The following is a 16614-nucleotide window of genomic DNA, read 5'->3' on the forward strand; positions in this document are numbered from 1 at the left end:
GCAGGACGCCGCCGCTTGTATCGCGCGGCGGCGATCCGGCAGCATGTGGGGATGCGCACTACTCTCGGCCACGACGTCGCCGGCATCGTTTCCAGCCTGGACGAGGAATGCGTTCACGTCTGGCTGCTCAACTATCGAAAATCACAGCGGCGCGAACCTCTGCAGGCCTTGCTGGGTGTCTATCTCGGCGTCCCTGCCGAGGCGGTCGTGCTGACAGCTGGCGAGCACGGTCGTCCGGAACTCGCACCACCCTGGAACGCCGTCCTACATTTCAATTGGTCGCACAGCGGGGACAAAGCCATCATTGTGGTGGCGCGGGGACTCGTTCCCGGCATCGACATCGAGCGTGTGCGGACACGCCCACGATCCGGGGAGTTGGCCGAACGTTTTTTCCATCCCGACGAAGCTGCGAAGCTGTCCGCGCTGGAAGAGCCCCGGCGCGAATTGGCCTTTCTGCAGCTCTGGACAGGCAAGGAGGCGGTGCTCAAGGCACTGGGACGAGGCGTCGCCTTTGGCCTGCACCGCCTGCACTTGAGCGTGGAGTCAGGCAGTTCAGACCTGATATGGCTGGATGGCGACGATGCGACTCAATGGCAGTTGCAGCGCCTTGACGTAGACCCTGATTACATTGCCAGCGTGGCCTGGCGCGGACCGCGTCGGGTCATTCACTTCTGGACACTTGCCGAGCGCGGCTGAACGGCGCACTGTGTTCGGCCCGACACATACCTTCCGATCCATGACCCTGCTCAGCGTCAATCTCAACAAGATCGCCGTACTGCGCAATTCGCGTGGCGGCGATGAACCCGACATTGCACGTGCCGCCATCACTTGCATCGAAGCAGGTTGCGGTGGCATCACCGTGCACCCGCGTCCCGACATGCGTCATGTACGACCTGATGACGTACGCACATTGTCCGCATTGTTGCGCGGACGCGTTGAATACAACATCGAAGGCAATCCGTTTGCCGCGGCACGTGGAGATTATCCCGGCCTGATCGCCTTGGCTCGCGAGGTGCATCCAACCCAGGTAACCCTGGTGCCGGACAGTGATGGGCAGATTACTTCCGATCACGGCTTCGACCTCGCCAATGATGCCGAGCGATTACGCCCGTTAGTCGCTGAATTACGGGAACTCGGCTGCCGCGTCAGCCTGTTTGTGGATCCCGGCGCACATGGCTTCGAACACGCCGTGGCCATCGGCGTGGAGCGCATCGAAATCTACACCGGCCCATATGCCGAGGCCTTTGATGAAGGCGATGCCGCCGAGCAACTGGCTCTGTGCGTGGATACCGCGCGGCGTGCGCAGCAGGCGGGTCTTGCGGTGAACGCCGGACATGATCTTAGCCAGGCGAACCTGGGCACCTTGCGCGTGGCGATTCCCGGTCTTGCCGAAGTGTCCATTGGTCACGCGTTGATTGGCGAGGCTCTGTACGAAGGCCTGGCTAATACGGTGCGCAACTACCTGCAAATTCTGCGTTGAGGATATAGCCGTCTAGACGGCTCTTTGAAAACAGAAACCCCCGCTTGCGCGGGGGTTCTGCGGGTAACGCCTGACAGTGATTGAACTGCTCCGATTCAATCGCTGTGATTACTGCCCATTGCTGTCGGTGAAACCGATCTTGTTCAGACCGTAGCTTTTCGCATCGGCCAGAACGCGGGCAACGACCTGATAAGGCACCTGGTCAGCCGCATCAATCTGCACTTCCGGCTGATCCGCTTCGCTCTTGGTCGAAATGACCGCGATCTGCGTCTTCAACTGCTGTTCGTCCACCGGGGTGTCGTTCCAATAGAACGCGCCGGACTGGTCGATCTTCAGGTGAATCGGCTCCGGCGGATTAGTCGGAGGAATGATATTCGGATTCGGCTGCGGCAAGTCGATCTTGACCTTGTGGGTCATGATCGGCGCCGTGATCATGAAGATGATCAGCAGCACCAACATCACGTCGACCAGCGGCGTGACGTTGATGTCAGCCATCGGGCCCTTGCCACCGCCCATACTAAATGCCATGGCTGATCACTCCTTACCGGTGGTCATAAAGCCGACGTGCACCATGCCGGAGCCCTTGGCTTCACCGAGCACCTTGCGGACAATCCTGAACTCGGTGTCCTTGGCGGCACGGATTTGCAGCTCGGGCTGCGGCGACATGGCTGCGAACACCGCGAACTTCGACTTCAGTTCGGCATCGGTAATCGCATTCGAGTCGTCATTGAGGTACATGCTGCCATCTTCCTTGATGGCCAGATCCATCGGCGGAGTCAGCGGCGGCGTATCCGTGGTTTTCGGATTTGCCGTCGGCAGGTCCACCTTGATCCGGTGCGACATCAGCGGTGCTGTGATCATGAAGATGATCAACAGCACCAGCATCACGTCAACCAGCGGCGTGACGTTGATTTCCGACATCGGCGAGCCGGACTCGTTTCCGGAGCTCATCGCCATGGGTCAATCCTCACTTCTGGGTCGGAGCGACGCCTTCGACACGCGCGCCGGTAGCGAAGAAGTCGTGCAGGTCGTGCGCGAATTCGTCGAAGCGGGCGTAGGTCAGGCGGTTCGAACGGGTGAAGAAGTTGTAGGCAAGCACGGCCGGGATAGCGGTGAACAGACCGAACGCGGTCATGATCAGAGCTTCACCCACGGGGCCCGCCACAGCTTCCATCGAAGCGTTACCGGAAGCGGCGATGCGGATCAGCGCGTGGTAAATACCCCACACCGTACCGAGCAGACCGATGAACGGTGCGGACGAACCGACCGTGGCGAGCAGGGTCATGCCGCCTTCCAGACGCAGGCTCTCGCGAGCAACAGCCTGACGCAGGGCGCGGTCGATGAATTCCGAGCGGCTCAGCGATTCGGCCAGGCGGCCGCCGCTGGCGGAAGCCTGCTGGTGGTGGGCCACCGCGGAAGCAGCATCCAGAGCGATCTTCGAGAAGGGTTCGCCCTTGGGCTGGGCTTCCAGCTCGCGGATTGCGTCCTGGGTGGAGTTATTGGACCAGAAGCCGTTGATCACGCCATCGGCGCGGCCACGGACCATCGAATTGCGGATGGCGTTGGCAATGATGAAGTACCACGAGGAGAACGACATCACCACGAGTACCACGAACACGATCCACCCCAGAAAATCGAAGTTGTGGAGCAGGTCGTGGAAGCCCATTTGTTGCATGGCCATCGCATTGGCGTTGCCACCCAGAGCCGGAGCGGCGGCATCGGAAGCAGGAGTCTGTTGGAACATAAACGCTACCCTTGGAAGTCAGGCGTGAACTGTAACTGTAATAGGTATTACAGCTGGTTGAGATTGAAGTTGACGGGTACGCGTACGTAACCTTCAACCTTTTTACCGTTTTTGATTTCTGGATTGAAACGCCATTTCTGGGCCGCTTCAATTGCCGCACGATCAAGTTCGTGGAAGCCACTGGACTGGTCGATCTTGATGTCCTTGGGCGTGCCATCCACGGCCACCAGAATCATCAGCGTTACCGTGCCCTCGTGCCGTTGGCGAATAGCCTGCGGCGGATACTTGGGCTGCATGCGGCTGTTGTAACTGATGTCCTGGCCCGCCTGGATATCCGCTGGCGGAGCCGGCGGCGCAGGCGGTGCAGGCGGCGGTGCCGGCTGCGGATTGTTCGACACTTCCTGCACAGCCGGCGGCGGTGCCGGCGGCGGCGGAGTCGGCGGCGGGACCACCTGCTGGACGATCTTCGGCGGCGGCTGCTTCGGCGGTTCCGGCGGCGGCGGCGGCGGCGGGGGAGGCGGAGGCGGCGGCTCGATGAAGTTCACCTGCACGATCTTTTCTTTCTGAACTTCCGCCGTTTTCGGGGGCGCCATCGGCGCGATCAGTATCAGGAAAGCAAACGCATGCAGCGCGATGGCTACCGCCAGCGCCCATGTGCGCCCCCAACTGAACGGCTTAACGCCGGTATCTTCGTTACTTGAGGCCATCTGTCGCTTTCAATCAGGAGCTAGTCAATCGGAATGACGTGGTCGCAGCATCCATCGGCAAAGCCGTTCCCAAGAGGGTGACATTTGCCACTGGACATTGCGGGAAAAGTCCAACGGTACAACAGCACATGGCGTTTGTATAGCTTTCGTGTAGGCCTTGGACGACAAACGAATAGACGTCCATCTGCTTCACGTACACAAACGCCCGTGCTTATAAATCAATTGCCAATGTTGGCGTCCTTAAGCCACTTCTTGGCCTGTGCAGCGGTCTCGGGGTCCTTTTCCGCTTCCAGAACGGCATCGGCCGCACCAGCCTTGTCCTTGAGGCCGATATTCGCCTGGGCGAGCGCCATGTAGGCCTTGCCCGTGTGCTTCACACCCTTGCTGATGGCCTGCTGCAGCATCGCCTTGGCTTCGGTGTACTGATTCGCCATCACGTAGGCGACACCAGCCTTGTAGGCGGGTTCGCCATCGCTCGACGAGGGAACCGCCTTCTGATACGCCGCAGCGGCATCGCTGTAGTTCTGGCCAATCATGTTGGCATCGCCCATCAGCATGTAATTCGCCGCGCTAGGCTTCACGATGCCCTTGGTGATGCCTTCCTGCAGCACCTGCACGGCTTTGTTGGTGTCCGTGCTGGGATCCTGGTTGCTGTCGCTCTGCGCATCATTCATGTAGAGCTTGGCCATCGTGATGTAGTCGTTTTCATCAAACGGAATTTTGCCTTCGCTATGCGTCTGCTCCAGCAGTTTGATCGCGTCTGCAAAATTCTGCGTCTGGATGTCCAGGCTCAGCGCGTTGTGGAAGCTGGTGGGGTCAGTCGGCGATGCGCTGGCTGTCTGCTTGGCGAGTGCAGCCGCTTTGTCCTTCTGTCCGGAATCGTTGTAGGCAAGGATCAGCAATTGATTCCAGCCCGGATTGGGCGTCTTTGTCATCGACTGTGCTTTCTGCAGCGCAGCGATGGATTCCGGATATTTCTGCAGGCGGTAATAAGCTTCGCCTTCGAGTCCGTAGGAGTCGGCCGAATCGCTCTTGCCTTCGGAGCGCCACTTTTCGACCTGATCGATCGCCTGCTGATATTGCTGGTTGAGCAAATAGAACTTGGCGAGTTCGAACTCGAGCGTGAAGTAAGCGTCGTTCGGCAACGTGCCGTTGGCGAGCGCCTTTTGCAACTTGTCGATACCACCCGGTAGATTTTGGTTCAGTGCATCGACGCGAGCCAGTCCCTGCAGCGCCATCGCTTGCGCGTATTTGCTCTTGCTGTTGTCGATGATCGGCTGCAGCAGCTGCGCAGCCTTGTCCTTGTCATTGGACTCCGCAGCTTGAAGGCCGTCATTGAGCGCCTTTTGTTCCTTCGCGTCGGTGAGGTCCAGCTTCGGTTCTTTGCGGGTCGCATTGGGATACTGCGGAGCCGCTTTCTGCTGATCGCTCGACGACGAGTTGTCGCTCGCTAGCGCCGGAGTGCTTGCCAACATCAACGCAAACGCTGCGCCGGCCAGCATCTTCAGGGAAGCGTGTTTCATGGCGTTCCTCAAGTGAAAGGAGTCGGGTTTCACGCACATGCTGTGCGGGGGATCACTGAGATTAACCCGAGCCGACTGTCGATAACAAGTCGCACTGCCGCATGAAAGGCTTTTACAAATCAATAACTTATGACAAAAAGGCCATACGCGGCCGCATTTTTTATTACTTGACACGAATGCGGTGTGCTGTTCTCGTTTCCTGCGCGCCGCGGTCGAGCAAGCGCAGCAATATATGCATGCACTAATGCATTAGTGTGTCAAGCGGCATTGAGTTCGGCCCGGATGTACTCCGGGCCGAAGCAAATCCGCATGCCGACATCAGATGTCGAGGTTGGCAACTTTCAGCGCGTTCGCTTCGATGAAGTCGCGCCGCGGTTCGACGGCTTCGCCCATCAGCATCGAAAACATCTGGTCAGCCGCAAAGGCGTCTTCGACCCCTACCTGCAACATGCGGCGGGTCTCGGGGTTGACCGTGGTTTCCCAGAGCTGCTCAGGGTTCATTTCGCCGAGGCCTTTGAAGCGCTGGATGCTGCGGCCCTTCTTGGCCTCATCCAGCAACCAGCTGCGGACTTCTGCGAAGCGCAACACGCCACGCGAGGCATTGCCGCGACGGACAACAGCGTCGGCGTGAATCAACCCCGCCAGTTGCTGGCTGATGGTGAGAATCGGACGGAATTCCGAACCGCTGAAGAACGGCTGCGGCAACAGCCAGGTGTGGCTGAGACCATGCTGGTCACGCACCACCTCGATCGCCGCCGGGTGCTCGCCATCCGCCGGACGCAGCGAGAGCCGGTAGCGCGGTTTGCCCAAGCCGCTCGCGGCCAGGTTGTGCGCGACGGCGTCCAGCCAGGTTTGCATGGCGGCTGGATCGTGCCAATGGTGAGCGTCGATCGGAGCGAGCTCAAGCATCGCGGTGAACACGTTGGCGTCAAAGCGGTGGCCTAGGCGTTCGATCTGATCCAGCGCGAGCTGGTAGTCGCGCAGCAGCTTTTCCAGCGCTTCGCCGCTGATCGGCGGCGCTTCCGGGCTGTACGTCAGTTCTGCATTGTCGAGGGCGCTGGAAATCAGGTAGGCATTGAGCGCCGCGTCGTCTTTCAGGTAGAGCTCCTGCTTGCCCTGCTTCAGCTTGTACAGCGGCGGCAGGCCAATGTAGACGTGGCCTCGCTCGATCAGATCAGGCATCTGGCGGTAAAAGAACGTCAGCAACAGCGTGCGGATGTGCGAGCCGTCGACGTCCGCGTCGGTCATGATGATGATGCGGTGGTAGCGCAGCTTGTCGGGGTTGTAGTCCTCTTTGCCGATACCGGTACCCAGTGCGGTAATCAGGGTGCCTACTTCAGCGGAGGAAAGCATCTTGTCGAAGCGTGCTTTTTCCACGTTGAGGATCTTGCCCTTGAGGGGAAGCACGGCTTGCGTCTTACGGTTGCGGCCTTGCTTGGCCGAACCGCCTGCGGAGTCACCCTCCACCAGGAACAGTTCGCACAGCGCAGGATCCTTCTCCTGGCAATCTGCCAGCTTGCCTGGCAGGCCAGCGATGTCCAAAGCGCCTTTTCGCCGGGTCATTTCGCGCGCTTTACGCGCGGCTTCGCGGGCGCGGGCGGCATCAACCACCTTGCTGGCGATGGCTTTCGCTTCGTTCGGATGCTCGAGCAGGAACTCGCCGAGTTTTTCGTAGACCACCTGCTCCACCACGGTTTTCACCTCGGACGAAACCAGCTTGTCCTTGGTCTGGGAGGAGAACTTGGGATCAGGCACCTTCACCGACAAAACCGCGATCAAACCTTCGCGCATGTCGTCGCCGGAAAGCGTGACCTTGGCGGTTTTGGCCAGGCCTTCCTTCTCGATATAAGCCTGAATCGCGCGCGTCAGCGCCGCACGGAAGCCGGTAAGGTGCGTGCCGCCATCGCGCTGCGGGATGTTGTTGGTGAAGCAGAACATCGTCTCCTGGTAGGAGTCGGTCCATTGCATCGCCAGTTCGACCGTGATGGCGTCCTGCTGCGCGGCGAGGCTGATGACATTCGGATGCAGCGCCGTTTTCAGCTGGGCCAGATGCTGCACGAATGAACGGATGCCGCCTTCATAGGCAAACGTGTCATGGCGCCCTTCCCCGCGCTCGTCGTACAGATCAATGGTGACGCCCGAATTGAGGAAGGCCAGCTCGCGCAAGCGCTTGGCCAGCACGTCGTAGTGGAATTCGATGTGGGTGAAGGTCAGCGGGCTGGGCAGGAAGCGCACCGTGGTACCGCGGCGGTCAGAGGGTCCCACCATCTTCACCGGATAAAGCGGCTCACCCAGCGAGTATTCCTGCTGATATTCGTGGCCGTCACGGTGGATGGTGAGCCACAAATGCTCACTCAGCGCGTTGACCACCGACACGCCCACGCCGTGCAGGCCGCCTGACACCTTGTAGGAATTCGCGTCGAACTTGCCGCCAGCGTGAAGCACGGTCATTACCACTTCCGCAGTGGAACGCCCCTCTTCCGGGTGCATGTCGACCGGGATACCTCGGCCGTTGTCGATGACGCTGACCGAGCCATCGTCGTGGATGGTCACGATGACGCGGTCGCAAAAGCCAGCCAGAGCCTCGTCGATGGAGTTATCCACGACCTCGAACACCATGTGGTGAAGGCCGGTGCCGTCATCGGTATCGCCGATATACATGCCCGGGCGCTTGCGCACCGCTTCCAGACCTTTGAGTACCTTGATGCTGTTCGAATCGTAGGATGCGTTCATGCAATAACCATGTCCTGACGCCTTATTCCGCCCGGTGCGGCGCCATGGGAGCCGGGCTGGATGCAACCCTCTAATTATAGCAGGGGTGTGAACCGGCCCTGTTCCACGTGGAACAACCTGTTTGGGGCTTGTTCCAAGGGCTTTGGCATCTCGGTCCCGGTAATCAACACCTGGGCCGGGGCGGCCAGCAGGCTTTCAACGACCGATGCCTGGTGGGCGAGATCAAGCTCCGACGCCAAGTCGTCGAGGCAGATAATCGGCCATTCTCCGCGGTGATCCGCGTCCAGACGCGCCTGGGCGAGCAAACAGGCCAGCGCGACCAGCTTTTCCTGTCCCCGGGAAAGGTGCTCTCTTTGGGGAGCCTGCGCAAACGACAAAGACCAGTCTGCCCGGTGGACGCCCGAGGTCGTGTGCCGTTTCGCCTGATCCCGGGCGCGCTGCATGGCCAATGTCCCGGCAAGATCCTCCCCTTCCGGCCATCCAGGACGATATCGCAGCTCCACGTCCCCGAGTTCGCCCAGGAACAACGAGGCTTGCTCCCTCACATAGGGCAGCAGCGCATCGAGGTACCGCCGGCGCCATTGATCGATCTGCGTGCCCGACCGAGCGAGCTCCTGCTCCCAAGGACCATACAGGTCTTCCGAGACGGCTGATTCTTTACGCAGCAAGCTGTTCCGCTGCTTCAATGCCCTCTGATAGCGGCGCCACGCGGACAGGAAATCCTGTTCCACGTGGAACACTCCCCAATCAAGAAAGCGACGACGTTCCTCGGCGGAGCCCGCGATCAGCGCATGCGAACCAGGCTCGAAGCAGACGACAGCGCATTCGCGCACAAGCTGCCCGATCAGCACATCCGTCCCGTCCACCCGCGCTTCCCAACGCGTCCCTTCCCGACCGAGCCCCAGGCGAACCACTCGGGCGTCGGCGTGACGTACGGTTGAAAAAATGCTCAAGCCTGAAGCGCCTCGCTGCATCAGGACATCACGAGACCCGCTGCGAAATGAGCGTCCGTGAGAAAGCAGAAAAGCGGCCTCCAGAACCGAGGTCTTGCCTGCCCCGTTGGCGCCGACCAAAACGTTGAAGCCATCGGCAAGATCCAGGGACGCTTCGCCAATGCAGCGCAAGCCACGAAGCTGTAACCGCTCAAATTTCATGGCACCGCACCCCTGAAACGACAACGCCGGAGCTTGAGGCTCCGGCGTTGCGATATCGACACGTACAAGCAATCAGCATGTGAACCGTCAGAGCCTCAACGGCATGATGACGTGACGAGACTGCTCGCTGTCATCTTCCTGCACCAGGCAGCTCGACTGTGCATCGCGCAGACTCAAGCGAGCCTTGTCACCGCGCAGCGCCGCCAATGCATCGAGCAAATAGCCCACATTGAAACCGACCGTCAGGTCAGACACGCCAGTGTCGGCTTCGACCTCCTCGACGGCCTCTTCCTGCTCGGGATTGTGCGCAACGATGCGCAGCTTGCCCGGCGAGAATTCCAGCTTCACACCGCGATATTTTTCATTGGAAAGAATCGCGGCACGCTGCAGCGCCCCGCGCAGCACTTCACGATCCAACGTAGCTCGCTTGTCGGCGCCAAGCGGGATCACGGCTTCGTAATCAGGAAAGCGGCCATCAATCAGCTTCGACGTAAACACCACTTCGCCGCGGCGTACACGAAGATGATTGCGTCCGAATTCGAGCTCGACCGAGCCTTCGCCTGACTCCAGCAAACCGACCAGCTCATTGACGCCCTTGCGAGGAATGATGATCTGGCGTCGCGCGGAGACCTTGCTCTCCAACTGCGTTTCCTTCAGCGCAAGGCGATGCCCGTCAGTAGCCACGCAACGCAGTGCGTGCTCCTGCAGATCCAACAGCATGCCGTTGAGGTAATAACGCACATCCTGATTGGCCATCGCGAAGGCGGTGCGTTCCATCAGGTCACGCAACACCTCTTCCGGAAGGCTTACCCGTTCGACCAACTCGATCTCGTCGATGGTCGGAAATTCGGTGGCAGGCAAGGTCGCCAGCGTGAAACGGCTGCGACCTGCGTTCAAGGCTACGCGATCGCCGTTCTGTTTCAGCTCGATCTTCGCGCCATCAGGCAGTGCACGCACGATGTCGAACAGCTTTCGCGCCGGAATGGTGGTTTCGCCATCCACCAGCTTGTCGGCTTCGGTGGCAGCAATCATTTCCACTTCCAGATCGGTGCCGGTGAAGGACAGCTTTCCGTCCGCCACCTTCACCAGAAGATTGGCCAGTACCGGCAGTGTCTGTCGACGTTCGACCACTCCCACGACCTGCTGTAGGGGCTTAAGCAGAGCTTCTCGTTGGATGCTGAATTGCATGTTTGTGCTTTCCCTATCCTGCAGTTCTGTTTTTAAAAGAAGAGTAGTGGTTGCAGCTGGGGCCGTGGATAACTTGATAAGCTCAAATTATCCTTCCAAAACAAATAGTTATGTGAAATTCCCTTGTGCCTTGAACGGCCTGTCAGTTGTGCATCGACAGTGGATAACTTTGGCGCCTCAAGGTGTCTTCATATTATCCACAGGATACCCCGCCGGTTTTCAAGCGCTTATTCAATCTTGCCTGCTTAACCGGTAAGTGTGCGGATCAATTGTTCCCAATCCTGACGCATGCGGGTGTCGGTTTCGCACAGCTTCTTGATGGTGCGGCAGGCGTGCAGCACGGTGGTGTGGTCGCGACCACCGAAGGCTTCCCCGATTTCGGGCAGGCTGTGCTCGGTCAATTCCTTGGACAGGGCCATGGCAATCTGGCGCGGGCGGGCCAGGGAGCGCACGCGGCGCTTGGAGAGCAGATCCTGCAGGCGTACACCGAAGTACTCGGCAACGATCTTCTGGATATTCGGCACCGTTACCGCCTGTGCATGCGTGGCCAACAGGTCACGCAAGGTTTCTTCGGCGAAATCGGTGGTGATCGGCCGGCCATAGAAATTGGCACGCGCCGCCAGTGTGTTGAGCGCCCCTTCCAGGTCGCGGACATTCGAGCGGATGCGTTTGGCCAGCAGCATCGCCACGTTTTCGCTGACCGATACCCCTTTGTCGTGGGCCTTGGCCAGCAGAATCGCCGCGCGTGTTTCGAAATCCGGCGGTTCGATCGCCACCGACAGGCCCCACCCCAGGCGCGACTTCAATCGCGGCTCAAGCTTGTCCACCTCTTTCGGGTAGCGGTCGCAGGTCAGGATGATCTGCTGCTTGGACTCGAACAACGCGTTGAAGGTGTGGAAAAACTCCTCCTGCGTGGTGTCCTTGCCGGCGAAAAACTGGATGTCGTCGATCAGCAGCGCATCCACCGAACGGAAACGGCGCTTGAACTCATCCATGCTCTTGGTGCGCAGTGCCTCGATCATCGAGCCGACGAACTGCTCCGAGCGCAAGTACATCACTTTGCAGTTCGGATTGTGCTCGCGCATCAGATTGCCGGCGGCATGCATCAAGTGGGTCTTGCCGAGGCCGGTGCCGCCATACAGCAATAGCGGGTTATAGGCCCGGCCCGGGTTCTGGGCCACCTGCATGGCCGCCGCCTTGCCGAGCTGGTTGGATTTACCTTCAACAAAGGTCTCGAAGGTGTAGTGCGGGTCCAGGTTGTGGTTGAAGTTGGCCGGCGGCGGCTCCGCCACGGCATTGACCGTCGGCCTGGCCGCGGCCGGCGCCGGCCGGCCCGAATGCACGCCATTGGCGCTGGAACCTACTTCCAGCCGCACCGTCATGCGCTGGCCGCTGAGCAGGGTCAGAACGGCTTCGATCTGCGGCAGGTAACGTTCGCGAACGGCATCCAACGTGTAGGGATTGGGTGCGAAAAGCTGTAAACCGTCCACGTCATCGCGCGCCTGCAATGGCATCAGCCAGGTATGCAGGTCCTCGGCGCTCAATTCGCCTTCCAGACGCTCCAGACAGCGCCGCCACAAATCACTCATGGATACTATTCAGCCACAGCAGGGGCGCTTACGCGCAGGGTGGACCGGGAAGTCTACCAGCACATTCACAACAACTATCCACACGGATATCCACAAGTTGCTGTCAAGCCCCCATTTGACATGAGCGGGGCTCGTTCCGCATAATTTCCAACCTTTTTCACCCATTACATAGGAGGAAGCCATGAAGCGGACCTTCCAGCCCAGCAAGCTCAAGCGCGCCCGCACGCACGGCTTTCGTGCCCGCATGGCCACGGCCGACGGTCGCAAGGTGCTCAGTGCACGTCGCGCCAAGGGCCGCAAGCGCCTGATCCCATAAGCGCTCGCGCATATGGGTCCCGCCGGCCTGCCGCGCGAGGCGCGGATTCGCCGAGCCGGTGACTTCGCCGTCTTGCGTCAAGCCAGCGGTCGCCTCGGCGGCCGCTGTTTTTCTGTGCGCTATCGTCAGAACGAACTGGGTCATGCACGCCTTGGGCTGGCTGTCTCCAAGCGAGTCTCCAAGCGTGCTGTGGAGCGCAACCGGATCAAGCGGCTTTTGCGTGAGTCCTTTCGCCGCGTCCGTAGCCAGCTTCCGCCGCTGGATCTCATGGTGATGGCCCGCGAACAGGCCGCTGGTGTGCCTGGTCCGGAGTTGCTGGCCGAGCTCGATGCGCTCTGGCGTAGGATTCCGCCGTTGAAGCGCGGCGACGACACCTCCACAATCGCGTGCTGACCTCTCCTTTCCCACCCAAGCGGCCCGCCAGCGCGGCGCCTTGAATCGGATCGCTACGCGATGAATCAAACGCGCACCCTCCTCATGTTTGCCTTGCTGGCTGTTTCGTTTTTGCTCTGGCAAGCCTGGGAGCAGGATTACGGCCCGCATCCGGTGAATGAATCGGCCACCACCTCGGCGACCAACGCGGCCGGCAGCACCGTACCGGGCGCCGCGCCCAGCATCGCGAACGGCGCTGCGGAAGGCACGGCCCAGCTCATCACCGTCACCACCGATGTACTGCGGCTCACCATCGATACGCGCGGCGGCAGCATCGTGCGTTCGGAGCTGCTCAACTACCCGGTTGAGCCGCGCACGAAGAAGGATCCGAATCCCGCACCCATCCGCCTGCTGGACGACGGCGCCGCCGACTACTTCGCCGCGCAAAGCGGCCTGGTCAGCGCCGATGGCGCCGCGCCGGATCACCGCGCGATTTTCCAGTCTGCGCAGACCAGCTATGCACTGGCATCCGGCCAGGATGCCTTGAACGTCGACCTCACCTGGACCGATCCGTCCGGTATCAAGGTGGTCAAGCGTTACACCCTGCATCGCGGCAGCTATGTGATCGATCTCGATCAGCAGATCGACAACGGCAGCGGCAAGAACTGGGACGGCAATGCGTATCGCCAGCTGCAGCGCGTCGATCGCCCGGTGCCGGTGTACAGCAACTTCCTGCAGCGCATCTCCGATCAGTCGCGCTACGGCTTCTTCGGTGCCGTGTGGTACAGCCCGGCGCAGAAATTCAACAAGCTGGCCTTCGACAAATTCGAAAAAGAACCACTGCAGGCGCCGGTCACCGGCGGCTGGGTGGCGATGATGCAGCAGTACTTCCTCGGCGCGTGGATTCCGCCGGCCAAGGAATCCGACACCTTCTCCAGCGCGATGGTGGATGAAGTAGGCAGCGCACCGCGCTACGTCATTCGCGCCGTGGGCCCGCAGATCAGCATCGCTTCCGGCCAGCAAGCCAGCAGCGCGGCCCAGCTTTATGTCGGCCCCAAGCTGCCCGAAGTACTGCAGACGGTCGCGCCGGGTCTGGAGCTGACCATCGACTACGGCATGCTCAAGATCTTCGCCGAGCCGTTGCACTGGGTGCTGGCCCAGCTCGACAAACTCACCGGTAACTGGGGTGTGTCGATCGTCCTGCTGGTGCTGCTGATCAACCTGGTCACCTTCAAGTTCACCAATGCGCAGTTCGAATCCGCGGCCAAGATGCGCAAGCTCAAGCCGCGCATGGATGCGTTGAAGGAGCGCTACGGCGACGATCGCCAGAAGATGCAGCAGGCGATGATGGAGTTGTACAAGAAGGAAAAGGTGAATCCGGCCGCCGGCTGTCTGCCGCTGCTGATCACCATTCCGATCTTCTACGGCCTGTACTACGTACTGCGCGACAGCGTGGAATTGCGTCAGGCGCCGTTCTTCGGCTGGATCCACGACTTGTCCGCGGCCGATCCCTATTTCGTGCTGCCGATCCTTTACACCATCGTGATGCTGGTCCAGCAGTGGATGATGCCGGCCACCGCAGGCATGGATCCCACCCAGGCGAAGATGATGAAGTTCATGCCGCTGATGTTCGCGGTGATCTTCCTGTTCTTCCCATCCGGCCTGGTGCTGTACTACGTCGTCAACGGCATCTGCCGCCTGCTTCAGCAATGGTGGGTCACGCGCCGCCACAATGAACCACAGGCCAAAGCCGCCTGATCCGGTCATGACGCGCGGGCGGCCAGGCGCCGCCCGCCGCGGTTATGCTGCCGCCCATGACCGCCGATACACCCCATGAAGACACCATCGCCGCCATTGCCAGCGCTCCCGGCGCGGCGGGCGTAGGTGTCGTACGCGTTTCAGGACCGCGCGCACTCCATATCGCGCAAACCTTGCTAGGTCGACCACCGACGCCACGGCAGGCGCACTTCGCCGCGTTCCGCAACGCAGACGGCGCATTGATCGATCGCGGTCTATTGCTCTACTTCCCCGCACCGGCCTCCTACACCGGCGAGCACGTACTCGAACTGCAAGGTCATGGCAGCCCGGTACTGCTCGACACACTGCTGCGCCGTGCATGCGAACTCGGTGCGCGCCTGGCGCGGCCCGGCGAATTCACCGAGCGGGCTTTTCTCAACGGCAAGCTCGATCTGGCCCAGGCCGAAGCCGTGGCGGATTTGATCGCTGCGCGATCACAAGCCAGCGCACATGCCGCCCTTCAATCGATGGAAGGTGTGTTCTCGCGCAAAGTCGACGCCCTGCTGCAATCGCTGATTATCCTGCGCGTACATATCGAAGCCGCGATCGATTTTCCGGAAGAGGAAATCGATTTCCTGGCCGACCCCACCATTATGCAGCGCCTCGAAGCATTACGCGCGCAGCTATCCGATTTGCTGCGCGAAGCGCGGCGCGGTGTTCGACTCAACGACGGTTTGCGCATCGCCATCGTCGGCCGTCCAAACACGGGCAAATCCAGTTTGCTCAATGCATTGGCTGGCAGTGAGCGCGCCATCGTCACCGACATCGCCGGCACCACCCGCGATGTCGTGCGTGAAAGCATCAATCTCGATGGTTTTACGCTGGAATTGGCCGACACCGCCGGTCTGCGCGACACGCATGATCCAGTCGAACGCGAAGGCGTGCGTCGTGCGCACAGCGAGCGTGAACGCGCGGACGTCGTGCTGTTGGTGACCGACGCGCATCATGTCGAAGCCGATCTTGCATGGCTCGACGATCTACCAGCTGCGGTTGAGCGCATGGTCGTCATCAACAAGATCGATCTCGAACACACACATGCGCATGAAGAACCACGCACCGGTGCAAGGTGGTTATGGCTCTCCGTCAAAACCGGCGAAGGCCTCGAAACACTGCGCGAGCATCTCAAACAGCTTGCGGGTGCCGGCAGCGGCGAGGGCGCTTTCAGTGCACGGCGAAGACATGTTCTGGCGCTCGAACAAGTCGCCAATCATCTGACTCACACCGCAAATGTATTAGCCGACACCCACGCGGGTGAACTAGCCGCCGAGGAACTTCGTCAGGCGCAGCATGCCCTGGGCGAAATTACCGGTACTTACACGAGTGACAATTTGCTGGGGGCCATCTTTAGCTCGTTTTGCATTGGCAAGTAGTTAGGCGTCCGAGAAAATCCACAGTCTTTTTTGATCCGAAGTGAAGGGGATGTCACGTGACTGGGTACCGATACACGCCGAGTGACAGGATCGAGCAGCTTCGCGCGTTGGAGCGATCCCTCACGGAACTAATTCCCGTTGCCGAGGCTGCCCCTGCCACGATCAACCTCGCCCCTCAGTATCGAGACGCTCTAGAAAAAGCGAGGGTGTTGATCGGCGGGTCCTTCAACCAAGAGGACCTGTCAAACCTTTCGAGGTCTATCCCTGACGCATTTCATCGTCATAAGGACTGGATGCCTCCGTTAGAGCTATCCGCGGAGGTGCACTGGCAACAGCCTGACTGGTTTAAGCATCTGGATGCGAAGCTCCTGCCAGTGCTCGATATCGCTGTGAAGCTTCGCGAAATCGGCTACTACTGACGTACATCAATTGTCCGCCTCCGACCGAGGCTGTGTGAAAACCAGAAACTGGAGTCGCGATCCGCATTGGTTCGCTACGAAGCAGACTCATGTGCATGATTGCGGTCAGGTTGCGATGGCCTGCATCAACTTCGCTACGCCCATGATCTTGATTGCCCGCTTCATGTTGTAAGCCAATACATACAAGCTCATTTCAGTAGCGACCTTTGGCAAGGTTCGCAT

The 16614-nt window shown here is 60.1% G+C and carries 15 protein-coding genes; 6 read left to right on the forward strand and 9 right to left on the reverse strand.

Going from position 1 to position 16614, the window contains the following annotated elements; genetic code table 11:
• Window positions 1-51 precede the first annotated feature (51 nt).
• Window positions 52-696, forward strand: a complete 645-nt coding sequence (locus tag ISP19_RS02745; protein WP_204679533.1) for a 4'-phosphopantetheinyl transferase family protein — start codon at window positions 52-54, stop codon at window positions 694-696.
• 40 nt (window positions 697-736) lie between these two features.
• Window positions 737-1480: a pyridoxine 5'-phosphate synthase gene (locus ISP19_RS02750; RefSeq protein WP_204679535.1), complete on the forward strand. Its 744-nt coding sequence runs from the start codon at window positions 737-739 to the stop codon at window positions 1478-1480.
• Window positions 1481-1588: 108 nt separating this feature from the next.
• Here ISP19_RS02750 and ISP19_RS02755 read toward each other — a convergent pair whose 3' ends face one another.
• From ISP19_RS02755 to dnaA, 9 genes are all read right to left on the reverse strand, one after another.
• On the reverse strand, window positions 1589-2008 hold the full coding sequence (locus ISP19_RS02755) for an ExbD/TolR family protein (protein WP_204679537.1): 420 nt from the start codon (window positions 2006-2008) through the stop codon (window positions 1589-1591).
• 6 nt (window positions 2009-2014) lie between these two features.
• Window positions 2015-2437, reverse strand: coding sequence for an ExbD/TolR family protein (locus ISP19_RS02760; RefSeq protein ID WP_204679539.1), 423 nt, complete (start codon window positions 2435-2437; stop codon window positions 2015-2017).
• 10 nt (window positions 2438-2447) lie between these two features.
• Window positions 2448-3224, reverse strand: coding sequence for a MotA/TolQ/ExbB proton channel family protein (locus tag ISP19_RS02765; protein ID WP_204679541.1), 777 nt, complete (start codon window positions 3222-3224; stop codon window positions 2448-2450).
• A gap of 47 nt (window positions 3225-3271) precedes the next feature.
• Window positions 3272-3931: an energy transducer TonB gene (locus ISP19_RS02770; RefSeq protein ID WP_204679543.1), complete on the reverse strand. Its 660-nt coding sequence runs from the start codon at window positions 3929-3931 to the stop codon at window positions 3272-3274.
• Between the two features lie 218 nt (window positions 3932-4149).
• Window positions 4150-5454: a tetratricopeptide repeat protein gene (locus ISP19_RS02775; protein ID WP_239556423.1), complete on the reverse strand. Its 1305-nt coding sequence runs from the start codon at window positions 5452-5454 to the stop codon at window positions 4150-4152.
• Window positions 5455-5772: 318 nt separating this feature from the next.
• Window positions 5773-8187, reverse strand: a complete 2415-nt coding sequence (gene gyrB / locus ISP19_RS02780; protein WP_204679545.1) for a DNA topoisomerase (ATP-hydrolyzing) subunit B — start codon at window positions 8185-8187, stop codon at window positions 5773-5775.
• 74 nt (window positions 8188-8261) lie between these two features.
• A complete protein-coding gene (gene recF, locus ISP19_RS02785) occupies window positions 8262-9341 on the reverse strand; it encodes a DNA replication/repair protein RecF (RefSeq protein ID WP_204679547.1) in 1080 nt (359 codons plus the stop codon).
• 87 nt (window positions 9342-9428) lie between these two features.
• On the reverse strand, window positions 9429-10529 hold the full coding sequence (gene dnaN, locus ISP19_RS02790) for a DNA polymerase III subunit beta (RefSeq protein ID WP_204679549.1): 1101 nt from the start codon (window positions 10527-10529) through the stop codon (window positions 9429-9431).
• Window positions 10530-10774: 245 nt separating this feature from the next.
• Entirely contained in the window at window positions 10775-12118 is a 1344-nt protein-coding gene (gene dnaA, locus ISP19_RS02795) for a chromosomal replication initiator protein DnaA (protein ID WP_204679551.1), read from the reverse strand.
• Between the two features lie 181 nt (window positions 12119-12299).
• On the opposite strand from dnaA, the gene rpmH reads away from it, so the two are divergent.
• Genes rpmH through mnmE form a run of 4 tightly spaced genes read left to right on the forward strand, consistent with a single transcriptional unit; the run spans window position 12300 to window position 15973 of the window.
• Window positions 12300-12434 carry a 50S ribosomal protein L34 gene (rpmH, locus tag ISP19_RS02800; protein WP_008438884.1) on the forward strand — a complete coding sequence of 45 codons (135 nt, stop codon included), beginning with the start codon at window positions 12300-12302 and terminating at the stop codon, window positions 12432-12434.
• 12 nt (window positions 12435-12446) lie between these two features.
• Window positions 12447-12827, forward strand: a complete 381-nt coding sequence (gene rnpA, locus ISP19_RS02805; RefSeq protein ID WP_204679558.1) for a ribonuclease P protein component — start codon at window positions 12447-12449, stop codon at window positions 12825-12827.
• 60 nt (window positions 12828-12887) lie between these two features.
• Entirely contained in the window at window positions 12888-14564 is a 1677-nt protein-coding gene (gene yidC, locus ISP19_RS02810; RefSeq protein ID WP_204679560.1) for a membrane protein insertase YidC, read from the forward strand.
• 56 nt (window positions 14565-14620) lie between these two features.
• Window positions 14621-15973, forward strand: a complete 1353-nt coding sequence (gene mnmE / locus ISP19_RS02815) for a tRNA uridine-5-carboxymethylaminomethyl(34) synthesis GTPase MnmE (RefSeq protein WP_204679562.1) — start codon at window positions 14621-14623, stop codon at window positions 15971-15973.
• Window positions 15974-16614 lie beyond the last annotated feature (641 nt).

The sequence above is a fragment of the Dyella flava genome, from assembly GCF_016904955.1.
GTDB lineage: Bacteria > Pseudomonadota > Gammaproteobacteria > Xanthomonadales > Rhodanobacteraceae > Dyella_B > Dyella_B flava.